Annotated in this window: 16 protein-coding genes; all 16 read left to right on the plus strand. The window is 37.6% G+C overall.

The features are described from left to right. Positions 1–13: 13 nt before the first annotated feature. The 16 genes from EO120_RS04945 to kdsA all read left to right on the plus strand — a co-directional run bounded on the left by EO120_RS04945 (position 14) and on the right by kdsA (position 16,532). Positions 14–2,185 (plus strand): BamA/OMP85 family outer membrane protein, encoded by a 2,172-nt coding sequence (locus EO120_RS04945; protein ID WP_127134369.1) that lies wholly within the window; start codon positions 14–16, stop codon positions 2,183–2,185. Between the two features lie 151 nt (positions 2,186–2,336). Further along, complete coding sequence (locus tag EO120_RS04950; protein ID WP_127134370.1) at positions 2,337–2,819, plus strand: OmpH/Skp family outer membrane protein; 483 nt, start codon at positions 2,337–2,339, stop codon at positions 2,817–2,819. Between the two features lie 32 nt (positions 2,820–2,851). Further along, positions 2,852–3,817 carry a coiled-coil domain-containing protein gene (locus EO120_RS04955; RefSeq protein WP_127134371.1) on the plus strand — a complete coding sequence of 322 codons (966 nt, stop codon included), beginning with the start codon at positions 2,852–2,854 and terminating at the stop codon, positions 3,815–3,817. Positions 3,818–3,828: 11 nt separating this feature from the next. After that, entirely contained in the window at positions 3,829–4,332 is a 504-nt protein-coding gene (locus EO120_RS04960) for an OmpH/Skp family outer membrane protein (RefSeq protein ID WP_127134372.1), read from the plus strand. A gap of 29 nt (positions 4,333–4,361) precedes the next feature. Next, on the plus strand, positions 4,362–5,393 hold the full coding sequence (gene lpxD / locus EO120_RS04965) for a UDP-3-O-(3-hydroxymyristoyl)glucosamine N-acyltransferase (protein ID WP_127134373.1): 1,032 nt from the start codon (positions 4,362–4,364) through the stop codon (positions 5,391–5,393). Between the two features lie 7 nt (positions 5,394–5,400). Then, positions 5,401–6,303: a lysophospholipid acyltransferase family protein gene (locus EO120_RS04970; RefSeq protein ID WP_127134374.1), complete on the plus strand. Its 903-nt coding sequence runs from the start codon at positions 5,401–5,403 to the stop codon at positions 6,301–6,303. A gap of 197 nt (positions 6,304–6,500) precedes the next feature. After that, positions 6,501–7,340, plus strand: a complete 840-nt coding sequence (gene lpxC, locus EO120_RS04975; protein ID WP_127134375.1) for a UDP-3-O-acyl-N-acetylglucosamine deacetylase — start codon at positions 6,501–6,503, stop codon at positions 7,338–7,340. Beyond that, positions 7,337–7,762: a 3-hydroxyacyl-ACP dehydratase FabZ gene (gene fabZ / locus EO120_RS04980; RefSeq protein ID WP_005376579.1), complete on the plus strand. Its 426-nt coding sequence runs from the start codon at positions 7,337–7,339 to the stop codon at positions 7,760–7,762. Before lpxC ends, fabZ begins: the two co-directional genes overlap by 4 nt. Positions 7,763–7,783: 21 nt before the next feature. Continuing rightward, on the plus strand, positions 7,784–8,596 hold the full coding sequence (lpxA, locus tag EO120_RS04985) for an acyl-ACP--UDP-N-acetylglucosamine O-acyltransferase (protein ID WP_127134376.1): 813 nt from the start codon (positions 7,784–7,786) through the stop codon (positions 8,594–8,596). Between the two features lie 193 nt (positions 8,597–8,789). Next, positions 8,790–9,623, plus strand: coding sequence for an LpxI family protein (locus EO120_RS04990; RefSeq protein WP_127134377.1), 834 nt, complete (start codon positions 8,790–8,792; stop codon positions 9,621–9,623). A gap of 2 nt (positions 9,624–9,625) precedes the next feature. Further along, a complete protein-coding gene (gene lpxB / locus EO120_RS04995; protein ID WP_127134378.1) occupies positions 9,626–10,768 on the plus strand; it encodes a lipid-A-disaccharide synthase in 1,143 nt (380 codons plus the stop codon). Continuing rightward, positions 10,761–12,491 carry a lipid A export permease/ATP-binding protein MsbA gene (gene msbA, locus EO120_RS05000; protein WP_127134379.1) on the plus strand — a complete coding sequence of 577 codons (1,731 nt, stop codon included), beginning with the start codon at positions 10,761–10,763 and terminating at the stop codon, positions 12,489–12,491. Before lpxB ends, msbA begins: the two co-directional genes overlap by 8 nt. A gap of 2 nt (positions 12,492–12,493) precedes the next feature. Continuing rightward, positions 12,494–13,798, plus strand: a complete 1,305-nt coding sequence (locus EO120_RS05005; RefSeq protein WP_127134380.1) for a 3-deoxy-D-manno-octulosonic acid transferase — start codon at positions 12,494–12,496, stop codon at positions 13,796–13,798. Between the two features lie 26 nt (positions 13,799–13,824). After that, positions 13,825–14,937, plus strand: a complete 1,113-nt coding sequence (gene lpxK, locus EO120_RS05010) for a tetraacyldisaccharide 4'-kinase (RefSeq protein WP_127134381.1) — start codon at positions 13,825–13,827, stop codon at positions 14,935–14,937. Between the two features lie 44 nt (positions 14,938–14,981). Beyond that, positions 14,982–15,713: a 3-deoxy-manno-octulosonate cytidylyltransferase gene (gene kdsB / locus EO120_RS05015; RefSeq protein ID WP_127134382.1), complete on the plus strand. Its 732-nt coding sequence runs from the start codon at positions 14,982–14,984 to the stop codon at positions 15,711–15,713. After that, positions 15,714–16,532 (plus strand): 3-deoxy-8-phosphooctulonate synthase, encoded by an 819-nt coding sequence (gene kdsA, locus EO120_RS05020; protein WP_127134383.1) that lies wholly within the window; start codon positions 15,714–15,716, stop codon positions 16,530–16,532. It begins immediately after the preceding gene. The last annotated feature ends 10 nt before the right edge of the window (positions 16,533–16,542 follow it).

The raw sequence follows: 16,542 nt of genomic DNA on the forward strand, positions 1-16,542 counted from the left end.
TTAGGAGGAATTTATGTTAACAAAGAAAGCCTATAAAAGTATGCTGGCAGCGTCAGTATTGACTACCATTATGGGGACTGGCAGTGTATTTGCTGCAGAAATACAAGCAGGCTATACTCCAGATATGAATATAGTGACTAGTACTGATATGGCTACTAGACGAGATGTGCGCACAGAAACAAATCTGTATAATGAACAAAATACAGTTGTAACTAATGCTGCTGATGAAACTGATGCGGCAATATTAGCTGCTCGTGGGGATACTGCATTATCTCAAGATGGTACTGTTGTACAAGGTTCTGATGGTACAGTAACCGTTAATAATGCAGCATTAAAAACAGATGACAATCAAGTTAAAATGATTTCCAAAACTACTGGTGGTACAGATTTGGACAAAGCTGCGGAAAATGGTCAAACACAAACTGTTACATCTATTGAGGCACAATATGTAACATCTGTTAATGCAGAAACAGTAAATCCGTTTGTTGGTAAAACAATTTCTGGCATCTCTATTTCTGGTGTATCTGAAGCACAAGCGGTACAATTAATGCCGATTCTTACTGAGAAGGTAGGCGATGTAGTTGCCGTTGATAATATACTTAAAGATGTGCAAAATTTAGGTAATACAGGTTATTTTTCTGAAGTTAACCCAATTTTTACTACCGTTCCAGAAGGTGTAAAATTAGATTTTGCAGTAGTCGTTAATCCAGTTGTGCATGGTGTTACATTTGAAGGTAATACTGTTTATACATCAGAAGTATTAACTAATTATATGGCTCTACCACAAGATCAAGTGCTAAACTCTGTCTATGTGGGACAAAAAATTCAAGGTATTAATGCTGCATATGCGCGCGATGGATATATGTTGGCTCACGTAGATGGCGTGGCAGTAGATGATAATGGTATTCTCCATATTCGCGTAGTAGAGGGTGTAGTAGAAGATATCATCCCTGCAGGAAATAAAAAGACTCGCGATAAGGTTATCACTCGGGAATTTGTACAAAAGAAAGGTAAACCGTTTAACAAGTTCTTGGTTCGTCGATCTGTAGAACGGGTATATAACTTAGGTTTCTTTGATGATGTAAATGTAAGAATGTTACCAGGCAATGAAAATCCTAATAATGTTATTATCGAAGTCGATGTGTTAGAACATAAAACAGGTACTGTTACCTTAGGTGCAGGCTACTCTAAATCTGATGGCTTGGTGGGTATTATCGAATTTGGGGAAGAAAATTTCCGAGGTACAGGTGATAAATTTAAAGTACATTGGGAAATCGGAGGTAAAGATAATTACAAAAATTATCAAGTATCTTATTTGAAACCTTGGATTGATAGTAAAGGGACTTCCCTTGGTTTTTCATACTTTAATCGCGAAGATGAATACACTGATTACAATGAAAATGGTTCTGAAGTGGCAGAATATAATAAAAAATCTCGTGGATTTAACATTTCTTTTGGACGCCAAACAGGAGAATATACTCGTGATTATTTAACCCTAGAGTCTCGTAAAGATGAATATAAATGGGATGATGATGACAGTTCAGGATACCGATATGACAGAAATGCTGGGGCAGGTAATCGTTGGGATAATGGCAGCTATAATTTTGCCGATGATAACTATGTAGAAAACAACTTTGGACGTATTAATTCTGCTACATGGCAAAAAGTATATGATTCCCGTGACAATATTTATGAACCAACTCGTGGTCGTCGTATTTCTTATACTGCACAATGGGCAGGTCATGGCTTAGGCGGTGATTTTGATTTCTATAAATTTACTGCTGAAACGCGGATGTATAAAAAAATAGGTGCTAAAAATGTCTTGGCATTCCGTGCTCGTGCAGGTTTTATCCAAGGTGATGCACCATATAGCCAATTGTTCACTTTAGGTGGTGCAGACTCTTTACGTGGTTATGAAGATGACCAATTCCGCGGTAAAAAAATGTATAATGCTACTTTGGAATTCCGATTCCCATTAGTTAAAAAAGTCACTGGTGTTTTATTCGCTGATATCGGTGATGCTTGGGATGCGCCTAATGTTACATGGTATGATAGTAAAAAATCCTTTAACTATGGCGTTGGTGCCGGCGTCCGTGTCACTACACCTATTGGTCCAGTAAAACTTGATTATGGTGTTGGTAAGGACGAAAATAAATTCCACTTTAGCTTTGGTACACAATTCTAATATTGATATGTATTATGGTGAAAGCTCCTTCTCAGAGGATGCTTTCACCAATATCTCTATTAAGGGCAGTACAAAAATAGTTTATGTATAAACATATGAAACTATTATGTATTGTCAAAATCTATAATTTCAGAAATGAGGAAATTTAATTATGATGAGAATGATGAATAACAAGACGAATGTGAAGATATTCTCTATTGTTATTGCTGCGGTGTTTATTATTGGTATTGGTGCATTAGCGTATACTCAAATGGCAACGCCTGGCGTTAGTGCCGCAAGTAATATAGGTGTTGTAGATACATCTCGCATGATGTCTCAAGAAAACCCAGTTTTTCTTAAAGCTGCCAGTGATTATACAGCATACCGTAATCAATTGACTACGGAAGCACAAACTAAAATTGATGCTGCACAAGACGATGCAACAAAACAAAAAATTGCAGATGAAACAAGTACTACATTACAAAATAAAGATATGGAAATGGCAAAAGAAGTACGTGAAAAAACGATGGACGCTGCTAAATCCGTAGGTGAGGCAAAAGGTTTGAGCGTTGTCATGACGAAAGATACCGTATTGTATGGTGGTGTTGATATTACAGACCAAGTGCTTAAAAAACTGGCTTCTGATGCAAAATGATGTATTATTAGGCGTCAATAAAGGTAACCTGTATGAAATTAGATAAAACATATATAGGGTTAATCGCTTTCTTGCTAGTTGCATTAATAGCGATGTTCGGTGCTTATCGCTTTGTTACCAATCATCAAAACAATGGCCCTTCTATAGGTGTGGTTAGATTGGATGATGTGTTGGAAATGAATCCATCCTACGAAGATTATAAATTAGCGAAAGATGAATTATCACAATTGCAACATCAATATTCGATGGAACAAATGGCATTGAATCAAAAAGCACAATTGCAAGAAGAACAATTAAAAAACGTAGCGTTAAATGATACGTTAACAGATGCGCTCAATGTAGAATTGCAAACGCGTATAGGTATTAAGGAACAAGAATTAAACCAAAAGTTAAATGCTAAACGAGCGGAGTTATCTGCTAAGTATTTGTCAGAGTTGAAAGAGGCGCATAATGCGTACGATTTAGAGATTGTAAATTTACAATTAGATTTGTATGCCTTTGATAGTCGCATCTATATTGATGAAGCACAAAAAAATGCGGCAGATGCTGAAAAGGCTGAAAAAGAAGCTCGATTAAAGGCGTTGTTGGAAAAGAGAAAGCCATCTAATGTTGATATTGAACAGATTCAACAAAAAATTCAATCTGAATTAGAGCCTATGAAACGTGAAGGGGAAGCGGAATTAAAACAATATGCTGAAACTATTCAAGCTGATTTAGTAAAAAAACGAGATACTATGATGCAAACACAGGTACAAGAAGTTATGGCGAAACATAATTTGCCTGTTCCGCAGGAGTGGAATGATAGCTGGGCGCAACGTTTATCTGATAAAGAAGCAGAAGTAAATGCGCTTCATGATGCTTTATTAGAAGATATTCGAATGAGAGCTAGTGTGGTTGCCAATGAACAGCAGTTAGATTTAGTTTTAATCGATGATGGTGGAAATATAAAAGGACTCGACATTACTGATGCTATAAAAGCGTCTTATCGAGTTCAGTAAGGAGTAAATCAATGAATAAAAAAATGAAATCTTTAGTATTAGGTGCAACATTGTTAGTAGCATTACCAATCTTAGGTGGTTGTGGCAATAATAATATTGGTTATGTAGACTCTATGAAAGTAGCTAATAGCACTGAAAAAGGATTAGCTATTACAAAAGAAATTAATGCAAAAGATAAAGAATTACAAGCTAAAGTTGCTGCTGCTGATGAAGCATCTAGACAACAAGTGATTCAACAAGCTCGTCAAGAATTTACAGCATTTTCAAATGCCAAAGCATCTGAATATAGACAATATCAAGAACAACAAATTAATGAATTAGTAAAAGAGAAAAAACTTGATGTTATCATCGAGAAAGGCGCTGTTGTTGGTGGCGGCACAGATGTAACTGACGATTTAATCAATAAAATGGGCAAAGCATCCGATGCTGATATTAAAGCTGCTGAAAATGAAGCTAATGCAGCAGCTAGTCAGGATGCTCAAGCACAGGCTCAACCTCAAGAGTCAGCCCAATAGATCTGAATTAGTTTAGGGGGAATGCAACAGTGGATAAAACTGTACTGGAATTAGCAACATTAGTAAATGGTCGCGTTGTAGGTGATGAATCTGTAGTTATTACAGAAACACGTGGATTTGAGCAATCTGTACCGCAAGCGATTACTTTTGCTATTGGAGAATATGTAGAATATATTGGATTGTGTAAAGCTGGCGCTATTATTTTAGAAGAAGAAGTTAATGATGCGCCTATGACTCAAATTATCGTAGACAATGCTAAAGCTGCATTTGCTCAAATTTTGCAATTATTTCACCCTCCAGTAGTGGTGCCACGTGAAATTCATCCTACCGCTATTATTGGTGAAAATGTATCTATTGGTGAAAATGTAGCCATTGGTGCATACTGCGTAATTAATGATAACGCTGTTATTGGTGACAATGTAACAATTCGTCCATATGTGTATATTGGACATAATACGCGTTTGGGTAATGATTGTGATATTTATGCGGGGGCTATTGTACATGAAAATTGTGTATTAGGTAATCGTGTAGTACTTCGAGCAAAAGCTGTTATCGGTGGAGAGGGCTTTGGTTTTGCTACTGAGGACGGTATACATACACATATTCCTCAAGTGGGTAATGTAGTTCTTGAAGATGATGTAGAAATAGGCTCTTGTACGACTATCGACAATGCTACCATGGGATCTACATTAGTGCGAAAAGGAACTAAAATAGATAATCTAGTTCATCTTGGGCATAATGTGGAAATTGGTGAAAATTGTTTCCTCATCGCTCAAGTAGGTATCGCAGGTAGTACAAAGTGTGGCAATAATGTTATCTTCGCAGGACAAACAGGATGTACGGGTCATATTACAATTGGCGATAATGCTAAATTTGCAGGTAAGACTGGGATTACAGGCAATGTGCCAGCAAACGCAATTATGGCTGGTTATCCAATGCGTCCTCATAAAGAATGGCTAAAATTAGCTGCTTATGAAACCCGTTTGCCAGATATGACTAAAACGATTAAACAGTTACAAAAAGAAATTGACGCTTTAAAAGCACAGCTGAAGGAGAGCTAATGCATCTATGTATAGGTTTATGAAGTTGTTAAGTGCCCTCGTATGTATGTTGCCACATGGGATACAATATGCACTAGGCACGCTGTTGGGGGAAATTGCTTGGCTTGCAGTGCCACCTAAACGTAAACGGCTAGCTATTGGGCAAATTTTATTTTGTAAAATCACAGATGATCCTACAGAGGCGAAGCGTATTGCAAAATCTAGTACTACTCGTTTTGGACGTATGATTATAGATGTATTACGATATCCAGAGATTAAAGATGGTGATTATCTCGATATGATTGAATTTATCAATCGCGAGTATTTAGATGACGCTTTAGCCGATGGTAAAGGTGCTATTGTAGCAGCTATGCATAGTGGTAACTGGGAATTACTTGGTGGCGTTCTTGCATCTGAAGGCTATCCACTTATTTCGGTAGCCATGAAACAGAAGGGTGATGCAGATAAATTTATTAATGAGTACCGTCGATTAATGCATCAACATGTTACATATAAGACTGGTGTTAGAGAAATGGTAAGAGAACTTAAAAATGGTGCATTTTTAGGTTTGATTATGGATCAAGATCCTGGTGATGATGGTGTATTAGTACCGTTTTTTGGCTATGAAACATTAACAGCTGTTGGCCCGGCTGTACTTGGACGTATGCAGGACGTACCGATTATATTTGTAACTATGCATTATAGTCCATACTCAGGTAAACATGAACTTGTAGTACATCCACCAATTTATGCGGAGAAGACTGATGATAAAAAACGTGATGTAGCTGTTACAACAACATTATTAAGTGAATTTATGGAAGATTATATCCGTAGATATCCAGAAGATTGGTTTTGGTTACATAACCGTTGGAAATGGACTCGTCGTTATTATGGGGACAAAATTGAAACTCCACCAGATGTGTATCATTAAATCTATAGATGTATCACTAGTTAGATTCAATTGATAAAACGGCATTATATGTGTTTGTAAAAATATATATGATGCCGTTTTTTTTTTTGGCTTTCATAACGAGAAATACTGTTAAATTCTTGTAACAGCTATGCAAATAGGGTATAATACATTATGGTGTATAGTAAACGTGAATTTACATATGAAAGGACTTTCTTATGAGTAAGCCACAACAAACAATTAAACAGGCTGTTTCATATCAAGGGATTGGCCTTCATAGCGGAGAACCAGTAACAATGGTTTTCAAACCGGCACCAGATAATACCGGTATTGTGTTTGTCCGTACGGATATCGAAGGTATGCCTTCTGTGCGAGCACACATTGATAATGTGACGAACACTATTCGAGCTACTACATTAGAAAATGGTGATGCCAAGGTTTTCACTGTAGAACATGTTCTAGCTGCGTTCAGTGCTATGAATATTGATAACTGCTATATTGAAATGGATTCGCCTGAACCTCCTGTAGGAGATGGTAGCAGTGCTGTTTTTGTAGATTTAATTTTACAAGCAGGTATACAAGAGCAAAAGAGTTTGCGCCAAGTATACAAAGTGAAGAAAAGCCATACAATTTATGATGGTCATCGATTTATACTTATCGTACCTTATGATGGGTATCGTGTAACGTTTACCTCTGTAAATCCTCATCCACTACTTGGTACACAGCAATGTGATTTCGATGTAACACCAGAGTATTTTAAGGAACATATCAGTGCAGCTCGGACTATTGGATTTGTAAAAGAATTAGAACAATTACAAGCTATGGGTCTCGCAAAGGGCGGTAATACAGATAATGCATTAGTCTATGATGACGAAACATGTTTGTCTGTACCTAGATTTGATGATGAACTAGTTCGCCACAAAGCTCTTGATGTTATAGGGGATTTATATTTACTAGGCCCTATTGAAGGCCATGTAATTGCGTTAAAATCGAGCCATGAACTAAATTCTTGCTTGGCTCGTAGTATAATGGAAGAAATAAGGGAGACACAGCAATGATTCTTAATCATGAAGATATTTTAGAAATTTTACCACATCGTTACCCAATGCTTTTGGTAGATCGAATTATCGAACTTGAGCCAATGAAACGTGCTGTAGGCATTAAAAATGCTACATTTAATGAATTATTCTTCCAAGGTCATTTCCCTGGTAACCCTGTTATGCCTGGCGTATTGTTAACAGAAGCAATTGCACAAGTTGGTGGTATTGCATTATTATATCCAGAAGAAAACAGAGGGTTAACACCTATGTTTACAGGCATTGACAAGGTGCGTTTCCGTCATCCAGTAAAACCAGGAGATGTAGTTCGTATGGAAGTGGATATTGTTAAGATAAAAGGTCGTATGGGCAAGGTAGAAGGTCGCGCTTATGTAGGCGACAAACTTTGTGCTAGCGGTGAATACATGTTTGCCCTTGTATAATAGACTTAAGGAGTGATTATAGTGATAGTTGTAGGCATGGAACATGCGGAATCCAACATCCATAGTACAGCCATTGTACATCCGAATGCTAAATTGGGCAAAGATGTTATCGTAGGACCCGGTGCAGTTATTGGGGAAAATGTAATTATTGGAGATGGCACACAAATTGGTGCTAATGTTGTCATTGGAGGGTGGACAACCATAGGTAAGCGTTGTGAAATTTATCCAAGTGCTTCCATTGGTTTAGAACCGCAAGATTTAAAGTTTAAAGGCGAAAAAAGCTATTGTCATATTGGTGATGAAACTGTTATCCGTGAGTTTGTAACGATTAGCCGAGCTACTGGAGAAGGTGAAGAAACTCGTGTTGGTAATAATTGTTTGCTTCAAGCGTGTACTCATGTAGCACATAATTGTATCGTTGGCAATAATGTTATTATGAGTAATTGTGCTGGATTGGCCGGTCATGCTGTAGTAGAAGATCGCGTTGTTATTGGTGGACTTGCAGGTGTACATCAATTTGTAAAAATTGGTCGCAATGCTATGGTTGGTGGCATGGCGAAAGTGGTACAAGATATACCGCCATATGTAATTGCAGATGGTCAACCGGCACGTGTTATCGGCTTAAATTCTGTAGGTTTATCTCGTGCAGGTATTTCCGAGGAAGTGCGCCGCAATTTGAAACAAGCATTCCGTATTATTTATCGTTCTGGATTTAGTTTATCTCGAGCTATTGAAGAAATGGAGATGCAATTGGATTCTTCCCCAGAAATTGAAAACTTATTGCGCTTTTTGCGTAATGCTGATCGTGGTATTATGCGTACACGTCGCGATTAATAAAACACTCTACATTTTGAATTGTTCAATATGTAGAGTGTTTTATTTTCATACTTTCATAGTAAAAAACACTGTTTTATAGTAAAATATACTGTATATGAGTATGTCTAAATATAGAGAAATTCATAGTCGAATTGATATAAATTGCAAGGAATTAATATAAGTGGATGGTTTCCACATTGGAGGTATAGTCGTGGCAAAGGTAGGTTTAATTGCAGGTATTGGCGTTTTACCTGTTGAGTTCATGCGTGCCGCTCATATTTTGGGACATCAAGTCGTTGTTATTGGTGTGGTACCTGATGTAGATCCTATACTAGAACAAGAAGCAGATGTATTTTATTCCATTGGAGTTGCTAAATTAGGTAAAATTTTCAAGACTTTGAAAAGTGAAGGTGTTACTGAGTTAACTATGCTTGGTAAAGTAACTAAAGAAATTCTCTTTAAAGGTTTATCTTTTCCGGATTTGAAAACATTAGGGGTTTTACGACGCCTGAAAAATCGTAAAGATGATACCATCATGTTGGCCATCGTAGATGAACTAGAAAAAGAAGGCTTTTCAGTTTTAGATCAAACAGCATATTTAAAGCCTTTCATGCCAAAGGTCGGTGTGCTTTCTAAAAAGCAGCCCACCGAAGAACAATGGGCTGATATTTGCTTTGGATTTGAATTAGCAAAACAAATGGGGGGACTCGACATCGGACAAACTGTTGTGGTTAAACATAAGGCGGCTATGGCTATCGAAGCTATTGAAGGAACTGACAAATGTATTCTACGCGGTGGCGAATTAGGTCGTGGCGAATCTGTTGTAGTAAAAACAGAAAAGCCAAACCAAGATGTTCGTTTTGATGTACCTGCGGTAGGTATTAAAACCTTGATGTCTATGATCGATAGTGGTTGTAATGTGTTGGCTGTGGAGGCAGAAAAAACGATATTTGTGCAGCAACAAGAAGTATTAGAATTGGCGAACCGTCATAATATCGTTATCTGTGCAGTGAACCAAGCATTTGTAGATGCTAGAAAGGATTAATCATGAAAATCATGTTTTCCGCTGGAGAAGCATCTGGCGATACTCATGGTGCTAGTGTAGCTAAAGCACTTCGTGAAATATATCCTTCTGTAGAGATGTTTGGCATGGGTGGGAACCTCATGGACGAAGCAGGTGTGCGTATTGTCTATGATATTAAAAATTTAGGAGTGATTGGTCTTGTTGAAATCGTTAAATCATTACCTAAGTTTTTTAAACTGCGTACTTATTTAAAACGCATCATGATGAAGGAACGACCAGATGTGTTGGTATGTATCGATTATCCAGGATTTAATATGAAACTGGCAGAGGTGGCTCATCAATTGGGAATCCCTGTACTCTATTATATTGCACCAACTATTTGGGCTTGGCATAGTAGCCGAGGCAAAACTATAAAAAAATATGTTACCAAGGTAGCATCTATTTTTCCTTTTGAAGCAGAAGCATATAGTAAATATAATTGTGATGTAGAATTCGTAGGTCATCCTCTTGTAGATATCGTTCATCCAACTATGTCGGTAGATGAAAGCATGACTTATTTTAATGCACGGGCAGAAGCTAAACGGGTACTCCTTATGCCGGGGAGTCGTAAACAAGAGGTATTATCCTTACTAGATGTAATGCTAGAAAGTGGAGAAAAACTATTGCAATCTCATGAAGATGTGCAATTTTTCTTGCCTCGTGCTCATACGATAGACCGATTTGAGTTAGAAACTTTCATCAAAGAACGTCGCGTACCAGTGACGATTACAGAAGACCATACCTATGATTTGATGCAAATTTGTGATGTGTGTCTCGCTGCATCCGGTACGGCTACATTAGAAACGGCGATGATGGAATTGCCAACTATATTGCTTTATAAAGTATCTCCTATTACTTATGGAATAGGAAAAATGGTGGTGAATTTATCACATGTAGGGTTGCCTAATATTATAGCGGGCAAAGAGGTAATACCAGAGTTATTGCAATCTGATGTATCTGCAGATAATATTGTGGAACATATGTTACCACTGTTAGATGATTTAAAAGAAAATGAACACATGCGTCAAGAGTTGCGCACAGTAAGAGATAAATTAGGTGAACCTGGTGCGGTAAAACGCGTAGCAGAACTCATTTATAGCCTAGGTAAGGAGAATAGTAATGAATAGTTACTCACGGTTGTTATATTTTGTGAGGCCTTATTACAAGCGAATGATATTTGCTGTCATCTGTATGATTATCGCTGCAGCGGCCTATTTAGTGGTGCCGTGGCTCATCAAAAATGTAGTAGATGAAGTATTGGAAGATAAAAATATTTTTATGCTCAACCTCATTGTAGGTGCTATTGTACTTATCTTTCTAGTACGTGGATTTGCTACTTATGGACAGACTTACAATATGTCCTATATTGGTCAACGGGTCATTATCGATGTGCGAGAAGCGATTTTCAAACATTTACAACGCTTATCTTTATCCTATTTTGATCGTCGTAAAACTGGCGTTATCATGAGTAATCTCACCAATGACGTAGCAGCGCTTCAATCGGCAGTAGTGGACAACTTAATTTCATTTATTACCGAGTCTGTTACATTAATTGGTTCTTTAGTATCTATGTTCTTAATCGACTGGAAACTGACATTAGTTACCTTTACTACAGTGCCTGTAGTATTAGTGATTATCAATGTTTTTGGAAAACGCCTTAGATTAGCGGGACATGATGTGCAAGGACGTATTGCTGATATTACGGCATTATTGCAAGAAATCATTTCTGCTATTCGAGTTGTGAAATCCTTCGCTCGTGAAGACTTTGAAGTGAAACGGTTTGAAGCAGAGAACAAGCGCAACTTTAATGCAGTTATTAAAGCTACAAAATTAACTAGTTTGTTGAGTCCTATGGTAGAATTCTCTGCAGCTATTGCAGTAGCTGTTATTCTTTGGTATGGTGGCTATTCTGTTGTTACTGGTACTATTACGGCAGGTTCTTTAATTGCATTCTTAATTTATGCTATTAATTTGTCTAATCCTGTTAAGCGTTTGAGCCAAGTATATGGTAATATTCAAAAGGCTTTAGCTGCGGCTGATCGTGTATTTGAGATTCTTGACACTAAAACAGAAGTTAAAGAACGAGAAAATGCTAAGGTATTACCTGATATTAAAGGTGATGTGGAATTTAAACATGTACATTTCTCCTATGACGGCGATAAACAAGCTTTGCAGGATTTCAATTTATCTGTTCACGCTGGTGAAAGCGTGGCCCTAGTAGGTCCGTCTGGTGCAGGTAAAACGACATTGGCAAATTTATTACCTCGTTTTTATGATGTAACAGGTGGCTCTATTACCATTGATGGATTAGATATTAAAGATGTAACTTTTAAATCGTTGCGTAATCAAATCGGCTTAGTGCCACAAGAAACGGTACTGTTTAATGCAACTATTAAGGAAAATATCTTGTATGGTCGCTTAGATGCTACTGATGAAGAAGTGTATGAAGCGGCGCGTGCTGCTAATGTGTTAGAGTTTACTGATAAAATGACAGATGGGTTACATACTGTAGTTGGTGAACGGGGCAGTTCTCTATCTGGTGGTCAACGTCAACGTGTGGCTATTGCACGTGCTATTTTGAAAAACCCAAAAATTCTTATTCTTGACGAGGCTACATCTGCATTGGATACAGAAAGTGAAAAATTAGTGCAAGAAGCGTTGGAGCGTCTTATGGAAGGTCGCACAGCCTTTGTCATTGCCCATCGTTTAAGTACAATTCAAAATGCACATCAAATCGTTGTGCTTAATCAAGGTCAATTGGTAGAGAAGGGGACTCACCAAGAATTATTGGCCTTAGAAGAAGGTTTATATAATCATCTTTATTCTGTTCAATTCTCCAATAAAGGATAAATATGTACTGGATATATAACGTATTGCTCATAATTTATTGGATAGGCCTCATACCGGTCATCCTATACCGTCTCGCATTTGAAGAGGGTTTTTACGAGCGTATTAAACAAAGTGCAGGATATATGCCTGCATCATTATTGAAAAAAATAGAAGGACGCCGAGCTATATGGGTTCATGCCGCATCGGTTGGGGAAATTGTAGCTACTAGTCCGTTGGTGAAAGAGGTAAAAAAGGAATTTCCAGAAGCAGTAGTTGTTGTTTCAGTAGTTACCGCTACGGGGCACGCTATGGCGCACCGTATTATTCCTGAAGCAGAAGGTATTATCTTTTTTCCTCTCGATTTACCATATTTAACAAGAAAAATCCTTCATATTATTAAACCTATAACCATTTTATTAGTAGAAACAGAAATTTGGCCAAACTTTTTGCGTATTGCAGAATCCGAAAAAATTCCTGTTATGATGGTTAATGGTCGTATCTCTGATCGCAGTATGAAACGCTATCGCTATATTAGTGCTTTTACAAAAGAGATGTTAAGTTCTATTGAACGATTCTGTATGCAATCTAGTTTTGATGCGGATCATATTAGTCGTTTAGGTGCTGATGTAAAAGAAATTACCGTTACCGGTAATATGAAATATGATCAAACATATGCTACTGTTACTGATGAAGAAAAACAGATGCTTCTTGATGAATTTGGGTTTGGACATAATCACCCTATTATTGTGGCTGGTAGCACTCATAAAGGGGAAGAAGATGCTGTGTTTGAAACCTTTAAACAAGTGTTAGAGGAATATCCTCAAGCTCGTTTACTTATTGCACCACGGGAAATTTACCGTGGTCATGATGTTCAGGCGTTGGCGAAGAAGTATGGCTTATCTGCTATCTGTCGTAGTGATATGATAGAGCCGGTTCATGGTGCTATTCCTGTAGTGGTTCTTGATACGATAGGGGAATTAGGTCGTCTTTATAGTCTAGGGGATATTATATTCGTAGGTGGATCTTTAGTGAAAACTGGGGGACATAATATTTTAGAACCTGCTGCTCATGGAAAACCAATTCTAGTAGGTCCTCATATGTTTAATTTTAAGGAGATTTTTAACCTACTTAACTCCCGTAATGCTTGTGTGCAAGTGAAAAACCAGAGCGCTTTAACAGATATGGTTTTACATTTGTGTAAACATCCTGAATTAGCTGAAGAAATGGGACGTAATTGTCTCAATATTATTCGTGAAAATCGAGGAGCTACTAGACGTAATACCAAAGAATTACGTCAACTATTTGAGTCCCATCACATTATTCCTTAATTGGTACACTCATAGGAGGGTTAGTCATGAATGGTGAAGACTTATTTAAACGCATCGTCAGTGGTGAAGATACATCCATTCTCGGCTCTGTTGCGAGAAGCAGCTTAGGATTTCTCAGCAAAGGCTATGAAAAAGTCGTTACAATGCGCAACAAAAAATTTGACACTGGTGCTAGTGTGACCTCTGTTGGCATTCCTGTTATTAGCGTTGGTAATATTACCGCTGGTGGTACAGGTAAGACCCCTATGGTTCGGTTTATCTGTGATGTATTAGGTCAAAAAGGATATCACCCCACTGTATTAAGTCGTGGATATCGTGCTAAGGATAATAGCGAAAGTATTGTTATTTCAGAACACGGTAATATCCTAGTAGAACCGGAGGAGAGCGGTGATGAAGCTTGGCTTCTTGCTAAGGTTTTGCCTACAGCTAGCGTTATTATTGGTCGTAATCGGTCTATATCGGCACAAATGGCCATCGATGAACTCGGTGCGGATTGTCTCGTTATGGATGATGGGTTTCAACATCGCGCCTTACATCGGGATATAGATATTGTTTTGATTGATGCATCAAACCCATTTGGGTATGATCATGTGTTACCACGTGGTTTATTGCGCGAACCTTTAGAGGGTTTAAAGCGAGCTAATAGTATTGTTCTGACCAAAGTAGATCAAGTTGATCCAGGTACTGTGGCGGTTATCAAAAAAAGATTGTCTACTATGCTACCACATGTACCTATTTATGAAACAATTCATAAACCTAATCGCATATATACATTGGAGGAATGGGCACAAGGCATGGATGGGCATACTATCGGTTATGGGCAAGAACATTCTATTATGGCTGTAAGTGGTATTGGTAATCCTCAATCTTTTACTAAGACTTTAGAATCTTGTGGATATCAAGTGGTACATACTATGGGATTTGGGGATCACCATGATTTTTCCAATGATGATGTGGTTGATATTTGGAAAGCGGCTTTTGCACATAAGGCAGATGCTATTATGATTACTGAGAAAGATGCAGTTAAACTAAGTCAGTTGCATACAATCGAAGATTTAAATATACCGATTATAGTACTATCTATAGGTATTGAATTTTTGTCTGGAAAACATGAATTTATAGAAACTTTAAGGATATAGTGTATAATAATAAGATACACGATTTGTAGAAAAGAGGTTTTATTGTGAAAGTCGGTTGTGTAATTCCAGCTCGTTATGGATCCACACGGTTACCTGGAAAACCCCTCGCTAATATAGCAGGAAAACCAATGATTCAACGAGTATATGAACAAGTATCAAAAGCATCGAAACCATCTATATGTATTGTTGCTACTGATGATACACGCGTATATGATGTGGTTACCTCTTTTGGTGGTACAGTGGTAATGACTAGTGCGGACCATCCGACTGGTACAGATCGATTAGCTGAAGTAGCTGCACAATATAAGGATATTGATTTGATCATTAATGTACAAGGCGATGAGCCTATGATTGAACCGACATTGATTGATGAATTAGCTACCTTATTTGAAGAAGATACAACATTACAAATGGCTACGGTAGCAACACCTTTATTAGAAGATGAGTATGAAGAACCATCTTCCGTTAAGGTTGTTCTGAATAAGCGTAATGATGCCATGTATTTTTCTCGTTCTCTCATCCCATATCCTCGCCATGATTTTGTTAATGCTCCATTAAAACATATAGGTATTTATGCTTATAAGCGTCAATTTTTATTGGACTATGCCAAGATGAAAGCAACAGCGGCAGAACAAACAGAATCGCTAGAGCAATTACGAGCTTTAGAAAATGGATATACCATTCGTGTTATTGTTACAGATAAACGATTTGTCGGTGTTGATACACCAGAAGACTTGGCTCGAGTGAATGCTATATTCGAGCAAAAGGAGAAATAAATGAAAACAGTTCAAATTGGAAATATGACAGTAGGCGGAGGTAAAGGCTTATTTGTATTAGCTGGGCCTTGCGTTATTGAAGACTATGATCGTACATTAGCCATTGGTAAAGAAGCAAAAGCGATTTGTGAACGTTTAGGTGTGCCTTATGTATTTAAAGCTTCTTTTGATAAGGCTAATCGATCTAGTTTTAATTCTTTCCGTGGACCAGGCCTTGAAGAAGGTTTACGAATTCTCGGCTCTATAAAAAAAGAGTTAAATGTCCCTGTAGTGAGTGATATCCACTCCATTGAGCAAATTGAACCAGCTGCTGAAGTGCTTGATATTATTCAAATTCCTGCTTTTTTATGTCGACAAACCGATTTAGTATACGGTGCAGCTAAAACAGGAAAATGCGTAAATGTAAAAAAAGGTCAATTCATGGCGCCAAAAGACATGGAAAACGTACTTAATAAAATGAAAGAGTCGGGTAATGAGAACTTAATGCTCACTGAACGGGGATTTAGTTTTGGTTACAATAATCTCGTTGTAGATATGCGTTCGTTTCCAATTATGCGTTCCTTTGATTATCCAGTGATTTTTGATGCTACACACAGTGTACAATTGCCAGGTGGAGCAGGCACTAAATCAAGCGGTAATAGGGAATTTGTACCTAATTTGGCGCGTGCAGCCGTTGCTAGTGGAGTAGATGGATTATTCTTTGAAGTCCATGATAATCCAGAAGAAGCTTTATCCGATGGCCCAAATATGGTGTATTTAAATCAATTTGAATCACTATTATCTGATTTAGTGGCTATTGATAAAATCGTGAAACGATAAGGGGCGATAG

Source organism: Veillonella caviae, assembly GCF_003992125.1.
GTDB lineage: Bacteria > Bacillota > Negativicutes > Veillonellales > Veillonellaceae > Veillonella > Veillonella caviae.